Source organism: Pseudonocardia sp. TMWB2A (assembly GCF_017312135.1).
This window is the reverse complement of sequence record NZ_QKQY01000002.1, coordinates 3,933,192-3,952,280: the sequence shown is the minus strand read 5'-3', so window position 1 is coordinate 3,952,280 and position 19,089 is coordinate 3,933,192. Positions and strand designations below refer to the sequence as shown.

The window sequence follows — 19,089 nt, the reverse complement described above, 5'->3', positions numbered from 1 at the left end:
GCTGCCAGGAGGAACCATGTCGACCCTCACCCCCACCCGGTCCGACGTCCTGATCTCCGTCGACGCGGTCAGCACCAGCTTCCCCGGCGCGGAGGGCGGTGAGCTGCGGGTCCTGCAGGACATCCGGCTCGACCTGCACGCCGGCGAGGTCGTCGCGCTGCTCGGCCGGTCCGGCTCGGGCAAGTCGACGCTGCTGCGCACCGTCGCCGGGCTCATCGCCCCCACCTCCGGCTCGGTCCGCTACCGCGGGCGGGAGCTGAACGGCGCGAACCCCGGCGTCGCGATGGTGTTCCAGTCCTTCGCCCTGATGCCGTGGCTGACCGTCCAGGACAACGTCGAGCTGGGTCTGGCCGCCCGCGGTGTCCCGGCCGCCGAGCGCCGGGAGCGCGCGCTCGCCGCGATCGACCTGATCGGGCTGGACGGGTTCGAGTCCGCCTACCCGAAGGAGCTCTCCGGCGGGATGCGGCAGCGCGTCGGGTTCGCCAGGGCACTGGTCCTGGAGCCCGACCTGCTGCTGATGGACGAGCCGTTCTCCGCGCTCGACGTGCTCACCGCGGAGAACCTGCGCAGCGAGCTGATGGGCCTGTGGACCGGCGGGCGGTTCCCGACCACGGGCATCTGCATCGTCACGCACAACATCGAGGAGGCGGTGCTGCTCGCCGACCGGGTGGTCGTGCTGGAGGCGGGCCCGGGCCGGGTCCGCGCCGAGGTCGAGGTGGACCTGCCCCGGCCGCGGGACCGCACCGCACCGGCGTTCACCGCGCTGGTCGACCGGCTCTACGACCTGCTGACCGGACGGGAGCCCGACGACCTCCCGTCCGGGGCGGGCGATCTCACCCCGACGGCCCGGCCGCTGCCCGCCGCCTCGGTGGGTGGTCTGGCCGGGCTCGCCGAGATCGTGCACGCCCGGGGCGGCCGGGCGGACCTGCCCGACCTCGCCGGCGAGCTGAGCTTCGAGGTCGACGACCTGCTGCCGCTCGTCGACGCCGCGGCGATGCTCGACCTGGTCGCGGTCTCCGGGGCGGACCTGCACCTCACCCCGACCGGTACGGCGTTCACCACGGCCGACATCCAGGAGAGCAAGCGGATCTTCGCCGGGCAGGCCCGGGAGCGGGCGCCGCTGGTGCGCACCATCCACCGGGCCCTGTCGGCGAGCAGCGACGGGTCGCTGCGGGCCACGTTCTTCCTCGACCTGCTGCGGCGCGGGTTCTCGGCGGAGGACGCCCAGCAGCAGCTCGACACCGCGATCGACTGGGGCCGCTACGGCGAGCTGTTCGACTTCGACACCGACACCGACACCGGGAGGATCAGCCTCGACCCGGGCCGGTGATCGGGGCCGGCGTGCCGCGCGGCGACGGCTACGCTCGGGCTGCTCCGCCGCCGGGAGGGGACCGCTGATGCAGGGACGGGAACCGTTCGCGCTGTCGACCTTCGGCAGCTTCACGGTCGCCGGGCGCCGGGCCGAGGTCACCGGCCTCCCGCTGCGGCACGTCCAGCTCTCCCGGGACCTGCCGGCCTACCCGGTCGACCCGAACGGCACGTACGCCGTCGACCACGCCTACGTGCAGTACTTCGTCCCCGAACCGGTCGGGCACCCGCCGCTGGTGTTCGTCCACGGCGGCGGCATGGCGGGGACGACCTGGGAGGGCACCCCGGACGGGCGCGAGGGCTGGCTCCAGTACTTCCTCCGGCGGGGCCACCCCTGCTACGTCGTCGACAACGTCGAGCGCGGCCGGGCCGGCTGGTTCCCGGATCCCGCGGGCCCCACCGACGGCGCGCTGCTGCGCACCGAGCAGGAGGCCTGGGACGCGTTCCGCATCGGGCCGCCGGAGGGTTACCCGGCGCGCGCGTGCCATCCCGGCTGCCTGTTCCCGGTCGAGGCGCTGGAGGCGCTGGCCCGTCAGCAGGTCCCGCGGTGGATGACCACGACCCCGCTCGCGGTCGGGGCGGTCACGGCGCTGGTCGAGCGGGTCGGGCGGTGCCGGGTCGTGGCGCACAGCCAGGGTGGCGGCATCGCCGTCGCGGCCGCGGCGGCCACGCCCGCGCTCGTCGAGTCGCTCGTGCTCGTCGAGCCGCACGGCCTGCCCGACGACGGGGGACCGGCCGGGGTCCGGCAGCTGCTCGTGTCCGGGGACTTCCTCGACCGGACCCCGTTGTACCGGCAGCTCCGGGCCCAGTGGTCGGCCTACGTCGGGGGAGCGGCCGGGCCGGTCGGGCACCTGGGCCTGCCCGCCGCCGGCCGGGCGGGGAACAGCCACATGCCGATGATGGACACCAACAGCGACGTGGTCGCGGCGATGATCGCGGAGTGGCTCGGCGCCTCCGTGCCGGCCTGACCGCACACCCTCCACCGCCCCGGCGGTCCCTCTCCACCACAGCGTCCCTGTGTGCCCCCGCGCGCCCCGGCGCGCCCCCGGCGTCGGTCGGTGCACCCGTGGCCCGGACAACCCGGGATTCTCTGCATTATCACGTGTTACCTATGTTCTAGCAGAACGAACCTAGAACCGGTTGCTGGTTCAGCGAACATGAACCGCTAGCATGATCAGCGTGACGGACACGGTGGTGCGGTGCGGATACAGCCGGTGCCGGGCGGAGCTGCCCCCGCCCGGGCCGCAGGGCGGCCGTCCGCGGTCGTTCTGCCGGGACACCCGGTGGGAGCAGGGGCGGACGTGCGCGCAGATGGCCCGCGCCGAGCGGGAGGCCCTCGGTGCGCTCGGCCTCGACACCGGGACCGGGGCGTTCGCGCTCGACGCGGACCGGTTCCGTGAGCACGTCGGCGCCCTCGCCGGGCCGGTGGCCGAGCTGTCCGGGGCGCTGACCTCCGTGCTGGACCGGCTCGACGAGATCGAGCGCGACGCCCTGGCCGCCACCGAGGCCGCCCGCGCGGGCGCCGCCGAGTCCGACGCCGCCCGCCGGCAGGCCGACACCGCCCGGGAGACGGCCGAGCGCCGGGCCCGTGAGGCGGACCGGGCCGCGACCGAGGCCCGGCAGGAGCGGGCCGAGGCGGTGACCCGGGCCGAGGAGGCCGCCGCCACCGCGCTCGCGGCGACCGAGGCCCTCGGTGCGGCGCGGCAGCAGGCCGCCGACGCCGTCGCCGCCCGGGACGCCGCCGTCGCCGACGCCCGCGAGGCCCGAGACACCGCCGCGGCCGCCACCCGGGACCGGGAGGCCGCGGTGCTCGCCGCCCGGACCGCCGAGCACGAGCGCGACGCCGCCCTCGCCCGCGCCGATGCCGCCACCCACGACCGGGACCGCCTGGACGCCGACCTGACGGCGCTGCGGGCCGACCACGCCGCGGTGGTCGACGACCGGGCAGGTCTGGTCGAGACCGTCGTCGAGCAGCGCAGCCGGCTCGCCGCGCAGCGCGACCTGCTGACCGAGGCCCGCGCCGTCGCCGAGGGGCTGCGCGCGCAGCACGAGACCGCCCGCACCGCGGCCGAGGAGCTGACCCGCCGGCTCGACGACACCCGCCGGGAGCGGGACGGGCTCGCCGCGGAACGGGACCGGCTGCGCGCCGCGGCACCGGAGCCGGGCCCGGCCCGGATGCACCCCGACGACCTCGCGGCCCTCGCGGCCGCGGTGCGCGGGTGAGGCCCGGCGGTCAGCGACCGGGCCGGCCGGGCTCCCGCTCGGACATCGTCCAGCTGGTCAGGACGTCCAACGCCTCCCGGGAGGGTGACCCGGCCGCCGTCGTGTAGAGGAACAGGGTGGTGTCCGGATCACCGGGCGGGGTGAAGGTCTCGTACTCCACGGTGAGGGCCCCGACGATCGGATGGCGCAACCGCTTCGAACCGTGGGTGCGCTGGTGGACGCGGTGTTCCTGCCACCAGCGGCCGAACTCGGGGCTCTCCTCGCGCAGCTCGGCGACGAGCGCGACCGTCGCCCGGTCCCCGGGGTCGCGGCCCGCCTCCAGCCGCAGGGCCTCCACCGCGGCGCGGGCCTGGACCTCCCAGTCCTCGAACAGCGCGCGGGCGTCGGCGTCGAGCAGGATCCAGCGGGCGTAGTTGCGGTGGGGGCCGGGGAACCGTTCGAAGTCGACGAACAGCGCCGTGGCCATCCGGTTGGCCGCGAGCACGTCCATCCGGCGTCCCAGCAGCAGCGCCGGTTCGCCGTCGAGGGCGTCGAGGAGCTGGCGCAGGCCGGGCCGCACCCGTTGCAGCTCCCGGGTCCGCGGCTGCGGTGACGCCGCGCCCAGCCCGATGAGGTCGGCAAGGTGCTCCCGGCCCGCCGCGTCGAGCTCGAGGGCGCGGCCGATCGCCTCGACCACCGCGGGCGACGGCACGATCCGGCGTCCCTGCTCCAGCCGGGCGTAGTAGTCCGAGGAGACCCCGGCGAGCCGGGCCACCTCCTCCCGGCGCAGTCCCGGCACCCGTCGGACCCGGCCGTCGGCCGGCAGCCCCGCGCGAGCCGGGTCGCACTGGCTGCGGGCGCGGCGCAGGAAGTCGGCGAGCTCGCGGTTGTTCCCGGCCATACCGGCCAGTATCGCCCATTCCGGCCGGGCGGACCCGGCCCTCCGCGTCCTGAGTTTGCGGGTCCTGGTCGGCCCGGTCCTGGTCGGCGGCGTCCGCGGTCGGGCAGGGCCCGGTATCGGCGCCCGGGGCGCCTGCGCCGTCACCAGGCTGGGTGCACGCCCCGGTCACCCGCGGCGCACCGTGATCGACCACCGGAGGAGAACCACCGTGAGCCGGATCCTGATCGTCATGTCCGCCGCCGACACCTGGGAGCGCACGGACGGCACCGCCTACCCGACGGGCTACTGGGCCGAGGAGCTGGCGGCGCCGTTCGAGACGTTCGTCGCCGCCGGGCACACCGTCGAGTTCGCGTCCCCGGGCGGCGTCCTGCAGCCGCTGGACCGGCACAGCGCCGACCCGGCGGTCGCCGGTCCGGACTGCGAGCGCTTCGTCCGCGTCGCGGAGACCGCACTGCGTGAGTTCGGGGCGCCGCTGCGGCTGGCCGACGTCGACCCGGACCGCTACGACGCGATCGTGCTCCCCGGTGGTCACGGGCCGGTCGTCGACCTGTTCGAGGACCCCGACCTGGGCGCGCTGCTGACGCGGGCCGACGCGGACGGCCGGATCGTCGGTGCGGTGTGCCACGGCCCCGCCGGGCTGCTGAGCGCCACCGGCCCGGACGGTGGCTGGCTGTTCGCCGGGCGTCGGATGGCCGCCTTCACCGACGAGGAGGAGCAGCTGTTCGGCACCGCGGAGGGTGCTCCGTGGCTGCTGGCGAGCCGGCTGCGCGAGCGCGGTGCCGCGCACGAGAGCGGACCGGCGTACCAGGCGTTCACCGTCGTCGACGGCAACCTGGTGACGGGGCAGAACCCGGCGTCGAGCGCACCGATGGCCGAGCAGGTCGTCGCCGCCCTGCGGGCCCGCAGCTAGGCCGTTCGGACCTACCGACGGTCACGCGTGACTGTAAGTTGGCCGGAGGCAGGAGGTGTCACCGTCGATGCCGACCACGGTCACGGGGTCCACATGAGATGGATGCTGGGCAGGCTCCGCCGCGGGCGGCACCGCGCCCGCGGCCGGTGGCGTCGCCGGGGCTGCACCTGGCCGTGGTGACCCGCCGTCGTTGCGGCCTGGCACGCTCGGCGCCATGACCTCCCGTGTCCCCTCGCGTCGTCGCCCCGACGGCGAGGCTCCCGCCCCGGTCGTGGTGACGGTGCTGCGGGAGCGGCTCTACGGCACCCTGTCCTGCCTGTCGACCCTGCTGGTCCTGCTCGGCCACGGCGGCGAGGGCTCCTCGGCCGGGTCCGCGATCGTCGACGTCGTGGTGGCCGCGGGCGCCCTGTGGGCGGCGAGCCTGCTCTCCGACGTCGTCGCCCACCTCGCCGTGCACGGACAGGGGCCTCGCGGCCACGAGCTCGTCGCCGCGCTGCGCAGCTCGGGGCAGATCCTCCAGGCCTCCGCCGCGCCGGTGGTGCTGCTCGCCGCCGCCGCGGCCGGGCTGCTGGAGCTGACCACCGCGCTGGAGCTCGCGACCGGGGTGACGGTGCTGGTGCTGGCCCTGTTCGCCGTGCTCGCGGCCCGGCGGACCCCGCTGTCGTGGTGGCGACGGGTGCTGCTGGTCGTCGCGCTCGTCGGGCTCGGCGCTCTCGTCATCGTGGTCAAGCTGCTCGCGCACGGCTGACCTCAGCCGCCCGGGACCGCCCCGGGACGGGTGGTGGCCGGCGGCGGTGTGCACACGGTGCCCGCCGCCGGCAGCGTGGTGTCGAGCAGCGTGGCCTCCACCGCGGCGTCGACGCAGGGGTCGGTGCCGTACGAGCCGTGCCCGACACCCTCGCGGGTCAGCAGGACCGCCTGCTCCAGGGTGTCGGCCGTGCGCTTCGCCCAGGTGTGGGGGGTGACCGGGTCGAGGCGGCCGCCGACCACCAGCGTCGGCGGGGCGCCCGCGCCGGTCAGCGGCGCGGTGACCCGGTCGGTGTTCGGCGCGGGCCACACCGCGCAGGCCAGCGCGCTGTAGGCGGCGCGGGTGCCGATCCGCGGTGCGTGCCCGACCGCCCGCTCGGCGGCCGCGGTGTGCGCGGCGACGTCGGCCGGGGTGGTCCAGTCCGCGCAGCGCACCGCGGTGTGCTGCTCCTGCGTCGCGGTCGGGACACCGAACGGCGAGACCGTCAGGTTGCGGTACAGCAGGTGGGCGAGGGTGCCGTCGCCCCGCTGCGCGGTCGCCAGCGCCGTCGTCAGCACCGGCCACAGGGTCCGGTCGCCCGCCGCGCCGCGGGCGGTCTCCAGCAGCATCGCGCCGTCGACGACGCCGGCCGGGGCGAGACCCTCCACCGCCCGGGCCGGGGCGGGGCGACGTTCCAGACCGGCGACGAGCGCGTCGAACGCGGCGGCCGGGTCGCCGTCGCCGACCGGGCAGACCGCGGTGCCCTCCGTACGGCAGGCGTCGAACCAGGCGTCGAGGGTCCGCTCGCTCGCGACGGCGACCTCGTCGAGGAACTCCAGGGGGTCCCCGGTCCACAGCGTGGTGTCGACGGGTGCGTCGAGGACCATCTGCCGGACCCGGTCCGGGAACAGGGTGGCGTACATCGGGCCGACGACGGTGCCGTAGGAGATGCCGTAGTAGGTGATCGTCTCCTCGCCGAGCGCGGCGCGGAGCCGGTCGAGGTCGCGGGCGACGTTGTCGGTGGACAGGCTCGCCAGGAACGCCGGGTCCCCGTGCGCCGCGCAGCCCTCGGCCAGCGCCCTCGCCTCGGCGAGCAGTGCCGGCAGCGGGGCGCCGCCGGGGACGGCGGGGTCGGCGGCGGTGCTCGCGGCGGCCGTGGCGCGCTCGGCGTCGGTGCGGCAGCGCACCCCCGACGAGGCGCCGACGCCGCGCGGGTCCATCGCGACGACGTCGAAGCGCGCCAGCACCTCCGGCCCGAACGTGCCCGGCGACCCCGCGGTGGCGGGCATCGCGCGCAGCGTGTCGGTCGCGGCGACCCCGGGGCCGCCCGGGTTGAAGAACAGGGTGCCGATCCGGCGCTGCGGGTCGGTGGCACGGTGCCGCATCACCGCGAGGGTGATCCGGGGGCCGCCGGGGTCGGTGTACTCCTGGGGGACCTCGAGGGTGCCGCACTCCAGGCCGGGACCGCACCCGGTCCAGGTGACCGGGTCGGGCGGCGGGACGGCGGGCGCGGCGGGTACGGCCGCGGCGCAGCCGGTGACCGCCAGTGCGACGGCGGCGGCGAGTACGGCGAGCGGTCGGAGGCGGCGGTGCGGGGCGGGCATGGGGCCGATGCTGCGGCGGCCACCCGGCCGTCCGGATCGGTCCGGGGGAGTGTCCTGCCCGTCCGGGGTCCGTCCGAAGGATGAGTGCGTCCGGGTCCCGGGACGGAGGTGCCCGGGCCGGTACGGGCCCTAGCCTCGGCGTCATGACCGATGTCGCGGCGTACCGGCGGTGGGTCGTCGACGGCCTGGTGGTCGTGGTGACGGCCCTGATCGGGCTGCTCATGGCCCGGTTGCGGGTGGTGGCGTCGCCGGGTGGGCCCGAGGTGCTGCTGGGTGTCGACGTCGTGGCGGGGATGCTCGCCTGCGTCGCGCTCTGGTGGCGGCGCCGGTACCCGCTGCCGGTGGCCGTGGGCATCGTCGTGCTGTGCACGTTCTCCGAGGTCGCGTCGGTCCCGGGGCTGGTCGCGCTGTTCGCGGTCGCCGCCCGCTGCCCGGCCCGGGTCTCGGCCGCGGTGTTCCTGGGCAGCTTCGCCTCGTTCGCGGTGTACTACTCCTGGCGCCCCGCGCCGGAGGCCCCGCTGTGGCTGCTGGTCGGGGCGGTCGTGGCCGTGCACGCGGCGGTGTTCGGCTGGGGGCTGCTCGTGCGCAGCCGCCGGCTGCTGGTCGCGTCGCTGCGGGAGCGGGCCGCGATGGCCGAGTCCGCGGCGGCGCTGCGGGCCGAGCACACCGCGCACGAGGCGCGGGAGGCGCTGGCCCGGGAGATGCACGACGTGCTCGGGCACCGGCTGTCGCTGCTCAGCGTGCACGCGGGGGCGCTGGCGTTCCACCGCGACGCGCCGGCGGAGGAGACCGCGCGGGCCGCCGAGGTCGTGCGGGAGAACGCCCACCGCGCGCTGCAGGACCTGCGCGAGGTCATCGGGGTGCTCCGGGCGCCGGTGGGGGAGCTGCCGCTGCCCGGGATCACCGACGTCGGGGAGCTGCTCGAGGAGACCCGCCGGACCGGGACCGCGGTCGTCCTGCACGACGGGCCCGGCGTGACCACAGGGGAGCACCCGGTGCCCGAGACCGCGGGGCGCACCGCCTACCGGCTGGTGCAGGAGGCCCTCACCAACGCGCGCACCTACGCGCCGGGTGCCCCGGTCACGGTGACGGTGACCGGCGGGGCCGGGGACGGGCTCGTCGTCGAGGTGGCGAACCCGGCACCGGTCCGGCCCGCCCGCGCCGACCGGCCGGGGGCCGGGCAGGGGCTGCGGGGGCTGGCCGAGCGGGCGACGCTCGTCGGGGGCAGGCTGGACCACGGCCCGACCCCGGACGGCGGGTGGCGGACCGGGATGCGGCTACCGTGGCCGTCGTGACCGCCTCCGACCCCGTCGCGGTGCTCATCGTCGACGACGACCCGGTCGTCCGCTTCGGACTGTCGATGATGCTGCGCGGCGCCGACGGCCTGACCGTCGTCGCCGAGGCCGGGGACGGCGCCGAGGGTGTCGCGCTGGCCGAGCGGCACCGGCCCGACGTCGTGCTGATGGACATCCGGATGCCGGGCACCGACGGGCTCACCGCCACCGAGACGCTGCGCCGCCGCCCCGGCGCTCCCCAGGTCGTCGTGCTCACCACCTTCGACGCCGACGCCCACGTGCTGCGCGCGCTGCGGGCCGGCGCCGCCGGGTTCCTGCTGAAGGACACCCCGCCCGACGAGCTCGTCCTCGCCGTCCGGCACGCCGCCGCGGGCCGCCCGGTGCTCTCGCCGGAGGTGACCCGCCGGCTCATCGACCGGGTCGCCGAGACCGACCGGGACAGCACCCGGGCCGCGGCCCGGCGACGGCTGGAGCGCCTCGCCGAACGGGAGCGCACCATCGCGCTCGACCTCGGCGCGGGCCGGTCCAACGCCGAGATCGCCGCCCGGAACCACATCAGCGTGGCGACGGTGAAGACCCACGTCTCGGCGATCCTGACCAAGCTCGACCTGAACAACCGGGTCCAGGTGGCGCTGCTGGTGCACGACGCCGGGCTGTCCCCGCCGGTCTGACCCGGGGCGGGGCACGGGCTCAGCCGGCGTCCGGGCGGGGCGGCCCGAACCGGAACGCCGGGTGCGACCGCTCGCGGGTCGCGCGCGGGGCGAACCCGGCCAGGACGTGGTCGACCTCCCGCCAGGCGACCGGCGCGGGGACGGCGTCGTCGCCGAACGGGGCCAGGACGTTCACGCAGTGGGCGGCGTCGCGGCCGCGGACGGTGTCGGCGACGGCCGGGGCCCGCCCGGCCGCGCCGCCGAGGTGCCGGATCCCGGTGACGACCATCGGCCCGGTGCGGGCGACGACCCGGTCGAGGCCGTCGCGGTCGAGCCCGTCGACGAGCAGGTCGTCGCCGAGGTAGGCGTGCGGGAACTCCGGCTCGGCGTACACCCGGGCCGACGCACGCGGGTCCAGCGGGGCGACGGTGTCGTCGTCCCAGGCGACGGCGGCGCGCAGCGGTGCGAGCAGCGCGTCGGTGCGGCCGGGCCCGCCGGTGCCGACGACCCCGACCCGCAGGACGCGGCGTCCGCGCAGGTGGGCGGGCAGGAACGGCAGGTCGGGGTAGGGGACCACGGACACCCCGGAGGTGACGTCGTCGGGCAGGGTCGCGGTCCAGTCCGCCCAGGCGTGCAGCGCGGACGGGTCGCCGGGGGCGTCGGCGGCGCCGAGGACGCGGACGAGGCCGCCGCCGACCAGGCCGTCGGAGCCGAGCAGCCCGACGACGACCGCGGTGACGACGTCGCCGTCGTCGGGGCCGGTGCCGCGAAGCCGGGCGAAGTAGCGCGGGTCCGACGCCGCGGACACCCGGACGGTGCCGCCGGCGCGGGCGAGCTCGACGGCGTGGACGTGGTCGGCGGCCCAGCCGTCGGCGCGGACGGTGAGGCCGAGCCCGCCGCCGGACAGGTACCCGACGACGCCGACCGACGGTGCGCTGCCGTGTGGCGGGCGCAGGCCGTGCGGCGCGGCCGCGGCGACGACGTCGCCCCAGGTCGCGCCGGCCCCGGCGCGGGCGGTGCGGGTGCCCGGGTCGACCGTGACCCCGGCCATCGCCGCGGTGTCGATCAGCAGGCCGCCGTCGCAGGGGCGGCGCAGGCCGTGCCCGGTGGAGTGCACGGTGACGGCGAGGCCGTCGCGGCCGGCCCGCGCCAGCGCGGCGACGACGTCGTGCGCGCCGGTGGCGGCCACGACGGCCGACGGACGGTGGGTGATCCCGGTCTGGAAGCTGCGTGTGCTGGTCATGGCACCGAGCCTGGGCCCGGCCGCGGCAGAAGTCGAAGAGATGGATCGTCTACCGGCTAGCATTATCGGTTATGGAACTGCGGCACCTGCGCTACCTGGTCGCGGTCGTCGACTGCGGGACCGTCACCGCGGCCGCCGCGGCGCTGCACGTCGCGCAGCCCGGGGTGAGCGCGCAGCTGCGGCAGCTGGAACGCGAGCTCGGCGCACCGCTGGTCGAACGCGGCCCGCGCGCGGTCACCCCGACCGAGGCCGGGCGGGCGGTCCTGCCGCACGCCCGCGCCGCGCTCGCCGCCGTGGAGGACGCGCGCGACGCCGTCGCCGCGCTGCACGGGCTGCTGCGCGGCCGGGTCGCGGTCGGCATGGCCACGTCGCTGCCCGACACCGTGCTCGCCGACCCGGTCGGGGACTTCGCCGCCGCGCACCCGCAGCTGGAGGTGACCCTGCGGGAGGGGACGACCGACGAGCTGGTCGACGAGCTGCGGGCCGGGCGGCTCGACGTCGCCGTGCTGGGGTTCCCGCACGCCCCGCCCGACGGTCTCGACGGACGGGTGCTGGTCGAGTCCCCGCTGGTCGCGGCGGTCGCGGCGGACGACCCGTTCGCCGGGCGGGCCGCGGTGACCCTGGACGAGCTCGCGGCCCGGCCGCTGATCTGCCTGCCCCGCGGGCACGGCCTGCGCGCCGCGCTGGACGCGGCGCTGGCGGCCCGGTCGCTCACCGCGCGGGTCGGGTTCGAGTCCGGCGCGATGACGCTGCTGCTGCGCCTGGCCGCGCGCGGGGCGGGGGTGGCGGTGGTCCCGGAACCCGCGCTCAGCGCGGCCGGGGTGGCGGCCCTGGCCCGGCCGCCCGTCGCGGTGCCGATCACCCCGGAGATCCGGACCCGGCTGCACCTGGTGTGGCGCTCGGGCGGGCCCGGGGGACCGGCGGCGCGGGCGCTGCTGGAATCCCTGCTCCGGTAGCGCCCGGCGCGGGGCTCAGCGGGGGACCGACACCAGGACCCGGACGGCCTCGGCGACGGCGGCGCGCCGCGCGACCCGCACCGCGGTGGCGATGGGGCGCAGCGCGTCGGAGCGGGCGACGGCCGCCGACGCCGACAGCGCGCCGCCGGGCTCGTCGCCGGAGGCGGCGGACAGGATCGCGTCGACCTCGTCGGCCTGCTGCAGCACCCGCAGCGCCTGCGGGGGCATCCCGCCGGGCCACAGCGCCTGCGGGCGGCGGCGCAGCCAGGCCGCGATCTCCTCGCGCACGCCGGGCCGGTGCCGGGCCACCCCCAGGTCGGTCAGCGCCGCGGCGGCGGCCCGCACCTGGCCGCGCAGCTCCCGTTCGGCCTCGTTCAGTGCCACGTACTCGGGGACCGGGCCGGGGTCGGCGACGGCGTGCGCGGTCCAGCGGACCACCCCGTCGGCGATCGGTGACGGCACGACGCCGAACCCGGCGTCGGCGAACAGCACGCCCTCGCCCGCGGTGATCGCGGCGTCGGAGAACGGGCCCGGGCCGGGCAGGCCGCGCACGTCCCCGGGGGCCGGCAGCACCAGCCGGGCCTGCCCGCGCGGGGCGCCGCGGCGGACGGCGGCGAGCAGCATCGCCGTCGAGGTCGGCGCCGACCCGGGGCCGGGCAGTCCGGTCGTGGCGGCGGTGACGTCGTCGGCGGCGAGCACGTCGTGCGCCTCCGACCACGGCGCGAGCGCGTCGAGGACGTCGTCGGGTGCGGCGGACCCGGCCAGCCAGGCCGAGGCCCACACGGCGAAGGTCGTGGAGGCACAGGACACGGCGGTCAGGCTAACGGCCCGTCCGGCGTCGCACACCCGGCACGTGGGTGACGCAGCGCTACGAGGTTCACGCTCAGCGTGACCACCGGAGTATGGGCGTGTCGTGCCGCGGTCACCGACCGGCGTCGACCGATACTGGCTCACCATGAGCCGGACCCACGATTACCGGGGCATGTTCGACACCGCGGGGACCCGTGCGCCACGGGAGAGCCGGGTGACCGAGGTCGCCGCCGAGCCGGGCCTGGTCGTCGAGGACCCGGCCAGCGGGTTCTGCGGTGCCGTGGTGACCGTCACCGGCTCGGAGGTGACGCTGGAGGACCGCTTCGGCGGCCGGCGGATCTTCCCGCTGCGCCCCGCCGGGTTCCTGTACGAGGGCCGCCCCGCGACGCTGGTCCGGCCCCGGGCCGCCCCCGCGGGCCGCACGCTGTCCGCGTCCGGCTCGGTGCACGTCGCGAACCTGAAGGCCCGCACTGCGCGCGCCGCCCGGATCTGGGTCGAGGGCCTGCACGACGCCGCGCTCGTCGAACGGGTGTGGGGCCACGACCTGCGGGTCGAGGGTGTCGTCGTGGAGCCGCTGCACGGCGTCGACGACCTGGCCGCGGCCGTCCGCGACTTCGACCCGGGACCGCACCGGCGCCTCGGCATCCTCGTCGACCACCTGGTCGAGGGCACCAAGGAGACCCGGCAGGCCCGCGAGGCCTACCGCGCCACCCGCGACGCCCAGCAGAACGTGCTGGTCACCGGCCACCCCTACGTCGACGTCTGGCAGGCCGTGAAGCCCTCGGTCGTCGGGATCCGCGAGTGGCCGGTGATCCCGCGCGGCACCGACTGGAAGACCGGGGTCTGCGCGGCGCTGCGGTGGGGCGAGCCCGCCGACGGTGCCCGCCGGGTGCTCGGGGCCGTCCGCAGCTACCGCGACCTGGAGACCCCGATGATCGGCGCGGTCGAGCGTCTCATCGACTTCGTCACGGCCGAGGGGGCCTGACCCCGACACCGCGGGCGAACTCCGGCACCGACCGGTAACGATCTGGTCGACCGGTGCGGAGCATCCCGACGAAACGCCGACAGGGAATCGGACATTCTGGCACCCTGGAGCCATGGATCCGGCACTGATCTGGCTGCTCATCGGTCTCGTACTGATCGGCAGCGAGGTCGTGTCCGGAGAGCTGTTCCTCGTCATGCTCGGCGGCGGCGCACTCGCCGCGGCGGCCGGGGCCGCACTCGGGTTGACGCTCCTCCCGGCCGCCGGGGTGGGCGGCGCCGTCGCGGTACTGCTGCTGCTGGCCGTGCGACCGGTGGCCAAACGCAGGCTGCAGGAGCACATGGGCACGCTCGAACGCCACCAGGACCGCTTCGTCGGCGCCTCCGCCGAGGTCGTGCAGCGCGTCGACGGCGAGCGCGGGCAGGTGCGGATCGGGCGCGAGGTGTGGTCGGCGCGGTCGATGGACGGGGTGGAGGTCCTCGAGGCCGGCGCCACCGTCACGATCCTGCAGGTGACCGGGGCGGCCGTGCTCGTCACCGGTCGGGGGGAGCTACCGCCGTCCTGACCCGCCACCGCGGTGGGACGGCACGACGCCCCGGGGACTCCGGGGCGACACGGGCGCCGGTTCTCCGGCGCGCAGGAGGGGAGAGCACATGGGCGCCGAGTTCATCATCGGCATCATCCTGCTCGTGCTGGTCGTGACGATCGTCGTCAAGTCGGTCGTCATCGTCCCGCAGGAGTGGGCCTACATCATCGAACGGCTGGGCCGCTACCACAGCATCCGGGAGGGCGGCCCCGCCATCCTGGTGCCGTTCGTCGACCGTACCCGCGAGCGGGTCGACCTGCGTGAGCAGGTCGTGTCGTTCCCGCCGCAGCCGGTCATCACGCAGGACAACCTGACCGTCAACATCGACACGGTCGTGTACTTCAAGGTCAACGACGCGAAGGCGGCGGTCTACGAGATCGCCAACTACATCGCCGGTGTCGAGCAGATCACCACCACGACGCTGCGCAACGTGGTCGGTGGCATGACGCTGGAGCAGACGCTGACCTCGCGGGACCGGATCAACACGGCGCTGCGCGGTGAGCTGGACGAGGCCACCGAGCGCTGGGGCATCCGGGTCGCCCGGGTCGAGATCAAGGCGATCGACCCGCCGCCCTCGATCCAGAACTCGATGGAACAGCAGATGAAGGCCGACCGCGAGAAGCGGGCCATGATCCTCACCGCGGAGGGCCAGCGGGAGTCGGCCATCCGCAGCGCCGAGGGCAACAAGCAGTCCCAGATCCTCACCGCGGAGGGCGCCAAGCAGGCGGCCATCCTCGCCGCGGAGGCCGAGCGGCAGTCGGAGATCCTGCGGGCGCAGGGCCGCCGGGCGGCCCTGTACCTCGAGGCGCAGGGTGAGTCGAAGGCGATCGAGAAGAAGTTCGCCGCGATCAAGGCCGGCAAGCCCACCCCGGAGCTGCTCGCCTACGAGTACCTGCAGACGCTGCCGCAGATGGCCGAGGGCGAGGCCAGCAAGCTGTGGGTCGTCCCGTCCGACTTCGGGAAGGCCCTGGAGGGCTTCACCCGGATGCTGGGTGCGCCCGGCGAGGACGGCGTCTTCCGCTACGAGCCCAGCCCCGACGACGGCACCGTCTCCCGGCCCGCCGAGGACGACGGCGTCGAGGACTGGTTCGACACCTCGTCCGACCCGGAGATCGCCAAGCAGGTCGCGGCGGCCACCGCGGCGGCCCAGCAGGAGGTCCCGCCGGTCGGCTCGGACGTCCCGCCGGTCCCCGGCGCCGAGGCCGGCAACGGCGGCAGCGGTGCGGCCCCGGCCCAGCTGGAGGCCTCCCGCGAGGTCCCCGGCATCGGCGCCCCGGGCGCGGTGCAGGGCCACCCGAACGGCCAGGAGCAGCGCGGCTGAGCCACCTCGGCCGCACGTCACCCGAACGGTGACGACACCGCCCCATCCGGTTCGCCGGGTGGGGCGGTGTCGTGTACAACGGCTCCCGATCAGCCGACGAGAAGGAGATCGACAGTGGTCACGGCCTCGACACCCGGGCACGCGGGTGCGGCTCCGGGCAGCGACCGCCCGGAGGACGCCGGCTCCCGGGGGCCGCGGCTGCAGGTGTGGCAGTTCCTGGTCCTGGTCGTCGGATACCTGGTCCTGGTCCAGGGCGCGGTGCTCCTGCTGGCCGCGGAGCCGGGCGCCGACGCGCACGGCCTGACCTCCACGGACGCGATCGTCGCGCAGGTCGTCGTCCCGGTCGGGATCGGTGCCGCGTTCGTCCTCGGGATCGTGACCTACCTGCGCGCCTGGCAGACGGTCTTCGTCGAACCCCGCCGGCTGCGCGCCTGGGTCCTGGCGATCCCGGTCGTGCTGCTGGTGACCGGCCTGGTCGTGACCGACTACAGCGGCCTCGCCGGCAAGGGCCTCACCTTCACCGGGGCGCTGCTGGTCGCCACCCTCATGGTCGGGTTCTCCGAGGAGCTCCTGTTCCGCGGCGTCGGGGTGCAGGTCTTCCGCCGGAGCGGGTGCAGCGAGTTCCGGGTCGGTCTGTGGACCAGCGTCGTCTTCGGTGTGGCGCACGGCTCGAACGGGATCGTCACCGGTGAGTACGGCAACGCACTCCTGCAGGTCGTGCTGACCACGGGAACCGGGTTCGTGTTCTACCTCGTGTTCCGCAGCACCGGGGCGCTGACGGCGGCGATGCTCGCGCACGGCTGGTGGGACTTCAGCGTGCTGAGCACGCAGGTCGACCCGGCACGACCGACGTCGATGGAGTTCGTCGCCTTCGGCGCGCTGGCCGTGATCCTGCTGGCGGTGCTCGTCCTGCGCCGCCGGGTGGGCCGGGATCAAGCGAGCACGAAGCCGTAGGGCAGCTCCAGGCGGTGCCGGGCGAGCAGCTCGGCGTCGGCCAGCAGCTCGCGGGTCGGCCCGTCGGCGACGACGGTGCCCCCGTCCAGCACGACGCTGCGCGGGCACAGCTGCAGCGCGTACGGCAGGTCGTGGGTGACCATGAGCATGGTCCGGCCCAGCCCCAGCAGCACGTCGGCCAGCTCGCGGCGGGCCACCGGGTCCAGGTTCGACGACGGCTCGTCGAGCACCAGGATCTCCGGGTCGCACGCCAGCACCGTGGCCAGCGCGACCCGGCGGCGCTGCCCGCCGGACAGGTGCAGCGGGGAGCGGTCGGCGGCGTCGGCCATCCCCACCGCGGCCAGGGCCTCGTCGACCCGCTCGCGCAGCGCGGGCCCGCGCAGCCCGAAGTTCGCCGGGCCGAACGCCACGTCCTCGGCGACGGTGGGCATGAACAGCTGGTCGTCGGGGTCCTGGAAGACGATCCCGACCCGGCGGCGGATCTCGCGCAGGTGCCGCTTCTCCACCCGGAGCCCGCCGACCTCGACGGTGCCCGCGGCGCCGTCCCCGCCGCCGCCGAGGATCCCGTTGAGGTGCAGCACCAGGGTGGTCTTCCCGGCGCCGTTCGGGCCGAGCAGCGCGACCCGCTCGCCGGGGGCGATCGTCAGGTCGACGCCGAACAGCGCCTGGTGGCCGTCGGGGTAGGCGAAGGCGAGGTCGGCCAGCCGCAGCGACGGCGCGCTCATGCGGCCACCCAGCCGGACCCGGCCAGCAGCACCGCGACCCCGGCGACGGTCAGCCCGGCCAGCCACTGCCGCGACGTGGTCGGGGCGTCGCCCGACGGCGGCATGGTGCCGGTCCAGCCGCGCGACAGCATCGCCAGGTGCACCCGCTCGCCGCGCTCGTAGGACCGCACGAACAGCGAGCCGATCCCGCGGGCGGTCGCCCCGGCCTGCCACAGGAACCGCGGGTCGTGGCCGCGGGAGATCCGGGACAGCCGCATCCGGCGGGCCTCGCCGGTGATCACGTCGGTGTAGCGCAGCATCAGGGTGGCGATCGTGGTGACGATCGCCGGGGCGTGCAGGCGCTGCAGGCCGACGAGCAGGTCGCGCATCGGCGTCGTCGCCGCGAGGGTCAGCGAGGTCAGGACGCCCAGGGTGCCCTTGACCAGGATGTTCCACGCCCCGAGCAGCCCCGGCTGGGACAGCGTGAGGCCGAGCCAGTCCAGCGTCGGGGCCGGGCCGGTGAACGGCAGCAGCACCGCGAGCACCACGAACGGCAGCTCGATCACCGAGCGCCGCAGGATCCAGCCGGGGCGCACCCCGGCCATCGCCCACACCGAAGCCAGCAGCAGCGCGAACCCGCCGAACACCGCGAACGCCTCGCGCGGGGTCGCGACCACGCAGACCACCACCAGCAGCGCCGAGACGATCTTCACCTCGGGTGGGAGCCGGTGGACGGGGGAGTCGCGGTGCAGGTACAGCGGGTGCGCGTGCCCGGCGCCCATCAGCCGGCCCGGCGGCGCAGCAGCAGGAACACCCCGCCCGCGACGACGACCGTCACCAGCACCCCGGCCACCCCGGCGACGCCGGTGGTGCCCTCGCCGCCCACGACCGAGTACCCGGCGAGCGGGCTCGACGCCATGGCGTGGTCGCTCTCGTGGGCCGCGATGCAGGTGCCCTCCAGCCGCTCCCCGCCGTCCGGGGTCGCGACCGCGGTGCAGCCGTCCCGGGCGACGGTGTCCAGGCCGTCGGGGTCGGGGGAGGCGAAGGAGGAGACCAGCCCGGCCACGACCAGGGACACGATCAGGAACCCGGCGAAGAACAGCAGCGGGCGACGGCGGGCGGTGGCGCTCATCGCGCACCCTCCTCGGAGGTCGAGCGGCGGACCAGCGGGCGCCCGGTGCCGCGCAGCAGGTACACCAGGTCCGGCCGGGCGACGGCCACCGCGCCCACGGTGGCCGCGGTGATCACGCCCTCACCGATGCCGATCAGCACGTGCAGCCCGCCCATCAGCGCGAACACCGTGCCGAGGGTGGCGCCGCCGGCGCCGCCGATCGCGTACTCCAGGACGAAGCCCATCGCGGCGACGACGGTGTTGAGCAGGGCCGCGACGAAGGCGACGGCGACCAGCCCGCCGCGGGAACGCACCGCGAACCGGCGCAGCGAGCGCGCCACCAGCCAGCCGACGACCACCCCGATCACGGCCATGTTCGTGATGTTGAGGCCCAGCGCGGTGATGCCGCCGTCGGCGAACAGCAGCGCCTGCACGACGAGCACGATCGAGATCGCGATCATGCCCACCCACGGGCCGACCAGGATCGCGACGAGCGCACCGCCCAGCAGGTGCCCGCTGGCCCCGGGCAGGATCGGGAAGTTGATCATCTGGACGGCGAAGACGAACGCCGTGACCAGCCCGGCCATCGGCGCGGTGCGGTCGTCGAGATCCGCGCGGGCGCGCAGGACGGCGACCGTCAGCGCGATCACCGCGACGACGGCGAACAGCAGCGCCGTCGGGCCGTTCACCAGCCCGTCGCTCATGTGCATGGCGACCGCGTGCGTCTGCATCGCGCCCCCTCACCGGTCGGACCGGCCGCCACCC

Annotated in this window: 20 protein-coding genes; 12 read left to right on the top strand and 8 right to left on the bottom strand. The window is 76.2% G+C overall.

Annotated elements, in window-relative coordinates; all coding sequences use genetic code 11:
- The first annotated feature begins 16 nt into the window (after positions 1 to 16).
- The 3 genes from DMP17_RS33055 (at position 17) to DMP17_RS33045 (ending at position 3,591) form a co-directional block, all read left to right on the top strand.
- Entirely contained in the window at positions 17 to 1,330 is a 1,314-nt protein-coding gene (locus tag DMP17_RS33055) for an ABC transporter ATP-binding protein (protein ID WP_337831590.1), read from the top strand.
- Positions 1,331 to 1,397: 67 nt separating this feature from the next.
- On the top strand, positions 1,398 to 2,336 hold the full coding sequence (locus DMP17_RS33050; protein WP_337831589.1) for a hypothetical protein: 939 nt from the start codon (positions 1,398 to 1,400) through the stop codon (positions 2,334 to 2,336).
- 211 nt (positions 2,337 to 2,547) lie between these two features.
- Positions 2,548 to 3,591: a response regulator receiver protein gene (locus DMP17_RS33045; protein WP_337831588.1), complete on the top strand. Its 1,044-nt coding sequence runs from the start codon at positions 2,548 to 2,550 to the stop codon at positions 3,589 to 3,591.
- A 10-nt stretch (positions 3,592 to 3,601) separates the two neighbouring features.
- Here the strand turns inward: DMP17_RS33045 and DMP17_RS33040 are convergent, their stop codons facing one another.
- The gene (locus tag DMP17_RS33040) at positions 3,602 to 4,471 is read right to left on the bottom strand and encodes a helix-turn-helix transcriptional regulator (RefSeq protein WP_337831587.1); all 870 of its coding nucleotides are present in this window, start codon (positions 4,469 to 4,471) and stop codon (positions 3,602 to 3,604) included.
- Between the two features lie 208 nt (positions 4,472 to 4,679).
- Here DMP17_RS33040 and DMP17_RS33035 point away from each other — a divergent pair, with 208 nt between their 5' ends.
- Both DMP17_RS33035 and DMP17_RS33030 read left to right on the top strand, forming a co-directional pair.
- Positions 4,680 to 5,381 (top strand): type 1 glutamine amidotransferase domain-containing protein, encoded by a 702-nt coding sequence (locus DMP17_RS33035; protein ID WP_226357241.1) that lies wholly within the window; start codon positions 4,680 to 4,682, stop codon positions 5,379 to 5,381.
- 214 nt (positions 5,382 to 5,595) lie between these two features.
- A complete protein-coding gene (locus tag DMP17_RS33030) occupies positions 5,596 to 6,129 on the top strand; it encodes a hypothetical protein (RefSeq protein ID WP_226357240.1) in 534 nt (177 codons plus the stop codon).
- Between the two features lie 2 nt (positions 6,130 to 6,131).
- Here the strand turns inward: DMP17_RS33030 and DMP17_RS33025 are convergent, their stop codons facing one another.
- On the bottom strand, positions 6,132 to 7,712 hold the full coding sequence (locus DMP17_RS33025; protein WP_337831586.1) for an alpha/beta hydrolase: 1,581 nt from the start codon (positions 7,710 to 7,712) through the stop codon (positions 6,132 to 6,134).
- Between the two features lie 143 nt (positions 7,713 to 7,855).
- Between DMP17_RS33025 and DMP17_RS33020 the strand changes: the two genes are divergently transcribed.
- Together DMP17_RS33020 and DMP17_RS33015 are read left to right on the top strand one after the other, a co-directional pair.
- A complete protein-coding gene (locus DMP17_RS33020; protein ID WP_226357238.1) occupies positions 7,856 to 9,007 on the top strand; it encodes a sensor histidine kinase in 1,152 nt (383 codons plus the stop codon).
- Positions 9,004 to 9,678 carry a response regulator gene (locus tag DMP17_RS33015; RefSeq protein WP_226357237.1) on the top strand — a complete coding sequence of 225 codons (675 nt, stop codon included), beginning with the start codon at positions 9,004 to 9,006 and terminating at the stop codon, positions 9,676 to 9,678. The genes DMP17_RS33020 and DMP17_RS33015 overlap by 4 nt, the downstream gene beginning before the upstream one ends.
- Before the next feature lie 19 nt (positions 9,679 to 9,697).
- Here DMP17_RS33015 and DMP17_RS33010 read toward each other — a convergent pair whose 3' ends face one another.
- Complete coding sequence (locus tag DMP17_RS33010; RefSeq protein ID WP_226357236.1) at positions 9,698 to 10,900, bottom strand: FAD-binding oxidoreductase; 1,203 nt, start codon at positions 10,898 to 10,900, stop codon at positions 9,698 to 9,700.
- Between the two features lie 71 nt (positions 10,901 to 10,971).
- Here DMP17_RS33010 and DMP17_RS33005 point away from each other — a divergent pair, with 71 nt between their 5' ends.
- Positions 10,972 to 11,856, top strand: coding sequence for a LysR family transcriptional regulator (locus tag DMP17_RS33005; RefSeq protein WP_337831585.1), 885 nt, complete (start codon positions 10,972 to 10,974; stop codon positions 11,854 to 11,856).
- Between the two features lie 15 nt (positions 11,857 to 11,871).
- On the opposite strand, the gene DMP17_RS33000 is transcribed toward DMP17_RS33005, so the two are convergent.
- Positions 11,872 to 12,666, bottom strand: a complete 795-nt coding sequence (locus DMP17_RS33000) for a hypothetical protein (protein WP_073574789.1) — start codon at positions 12,664 to 12,666, stop codon at positions 11,872 to 11,874.
- Positions 12,667 to 12,811: 145 nt separating this feature from the next.
- Between DMP17_RS33000 and DMP17_RS32995 the strand changes: the two genes are divergently transcribed.
- From DMP17_RS32995 to DMP17_RS32980, 4 genes are all read left to right on the top strand, one after another.
- A complete protein-coding gene (locus DMP17_RS32995) occupies positions 12,812 to 13,651 on the top strand; it encodes a DUF3097 domain-containing protein (protein WP_226365079.1) in 840 nt (279 codons plus the stop codon).
- Positions 13,652 to 13,763: 112 nt separating this feature from the next.
- Positions 13,764 to 14,213 (top strand): NfeD family protein, encoded by a 450-nt coding sequence (locus DMP17_RS32990; RefSeq protein ID WP_226357233.1) that lies wholly within the window; start codon positions 13,764 to 13,766, stop codon positions 14,211 to 14,213.
- 88 nt (positions 14,214 to 14,301) lie between these two features.
- Positions 14,302 to 15,555 (top strand): SPFH domain-containing protein, encoded by a 1,254-nt coding sequence (locus DMP17_RS32985; protein WP_226357232.1) that lies wholly within the window; start codon positions 14,302 to 14,304, stop codon positions 15,553 to 15,555.
- Positions 15,556 to 15,669: 114 nt separating this feature from the next.
- Positions 15,670 to 16,509: a CPBP family intramembrane glutamic endopeptidase gene (locus DMP17_RS32980; RefSeq protein WP_337831584.1), complete on the top strand. Its 840-nt coding sequence runs from the start codon at positions 15,670 to 15,672 to the stop codon at positions 16,507 to 16,509.
- On the opposite strand, the gene DMP17_RS32975 is transcribed toward DMP17_RS32980, so the two are convergent.
- Genes DMP17_RS32975 through DMP17_RS32960 form a run of 4 tightly spaced genes read right to left on the bottom strand, consistent with a single transcriptional unit; the run spans position 16,488 to position 19,055 of the window.
- Complete coding sequence (locus DMP17_RS32975) at positions 16,488 to 17,234, bottom strand: energy-coupling factor ABC transporter ATP-binding protein (RefSeq protein WP_337831583.1); 747 nt, start codon at positions 17,232 to 17,234, stop codon at positions 16,488 to 16,490. The two genes, DMP17_RS32980 and DMP17_RS32975, sit on opposite strands and share 22 nt — an antisense overlap.
- A complete protein-coding gene (cbiQ, locus tag DMP17_RS32970; RefSeq protein ID WP_226357229.1) occupies positions 17,231 to 17,995 on the bottom strand; it encodes a cobalt ECF transporter T component CbiQ in 765 nt (254 codons plus the stop codon). The genes DMP17_RS32975 and cbiQ overlap by 4 nt, the downstream gene beginning before the upstream one ends.
- Positions 17,995 to 18,345: a PDGLE domain-containing protein gene (locus DMP17_RS32965; RefSeq protein WP_337831582.1), complete on the bottom strand. Its 351-nt coding sequence runs from the start codon at positions 18,343 to 18,345 to the stop codon at positions 17,995 to 17,997. Before DMP17_RS32965 ends, cbiQ begins: the two co-directional genes overlap by 1 nt.
- Complete coding sequence (locus DMP17_RS32960; protein WP_226357227.1) at positions 18,342 to 19,055, bottom strand: energy-coupling factor ABC transporter permease; 714 nt, start codon at positions 19,053 to 19,055, stop codon at positions 18,342 to 18,344. Before DMP17_RS32960 ends, DMP17_RS32965 begins: the two co-directional genes overlap by 4 nt.
- Positions 19,056 to 19,089 lie beyond the last annotated feature (34 nt).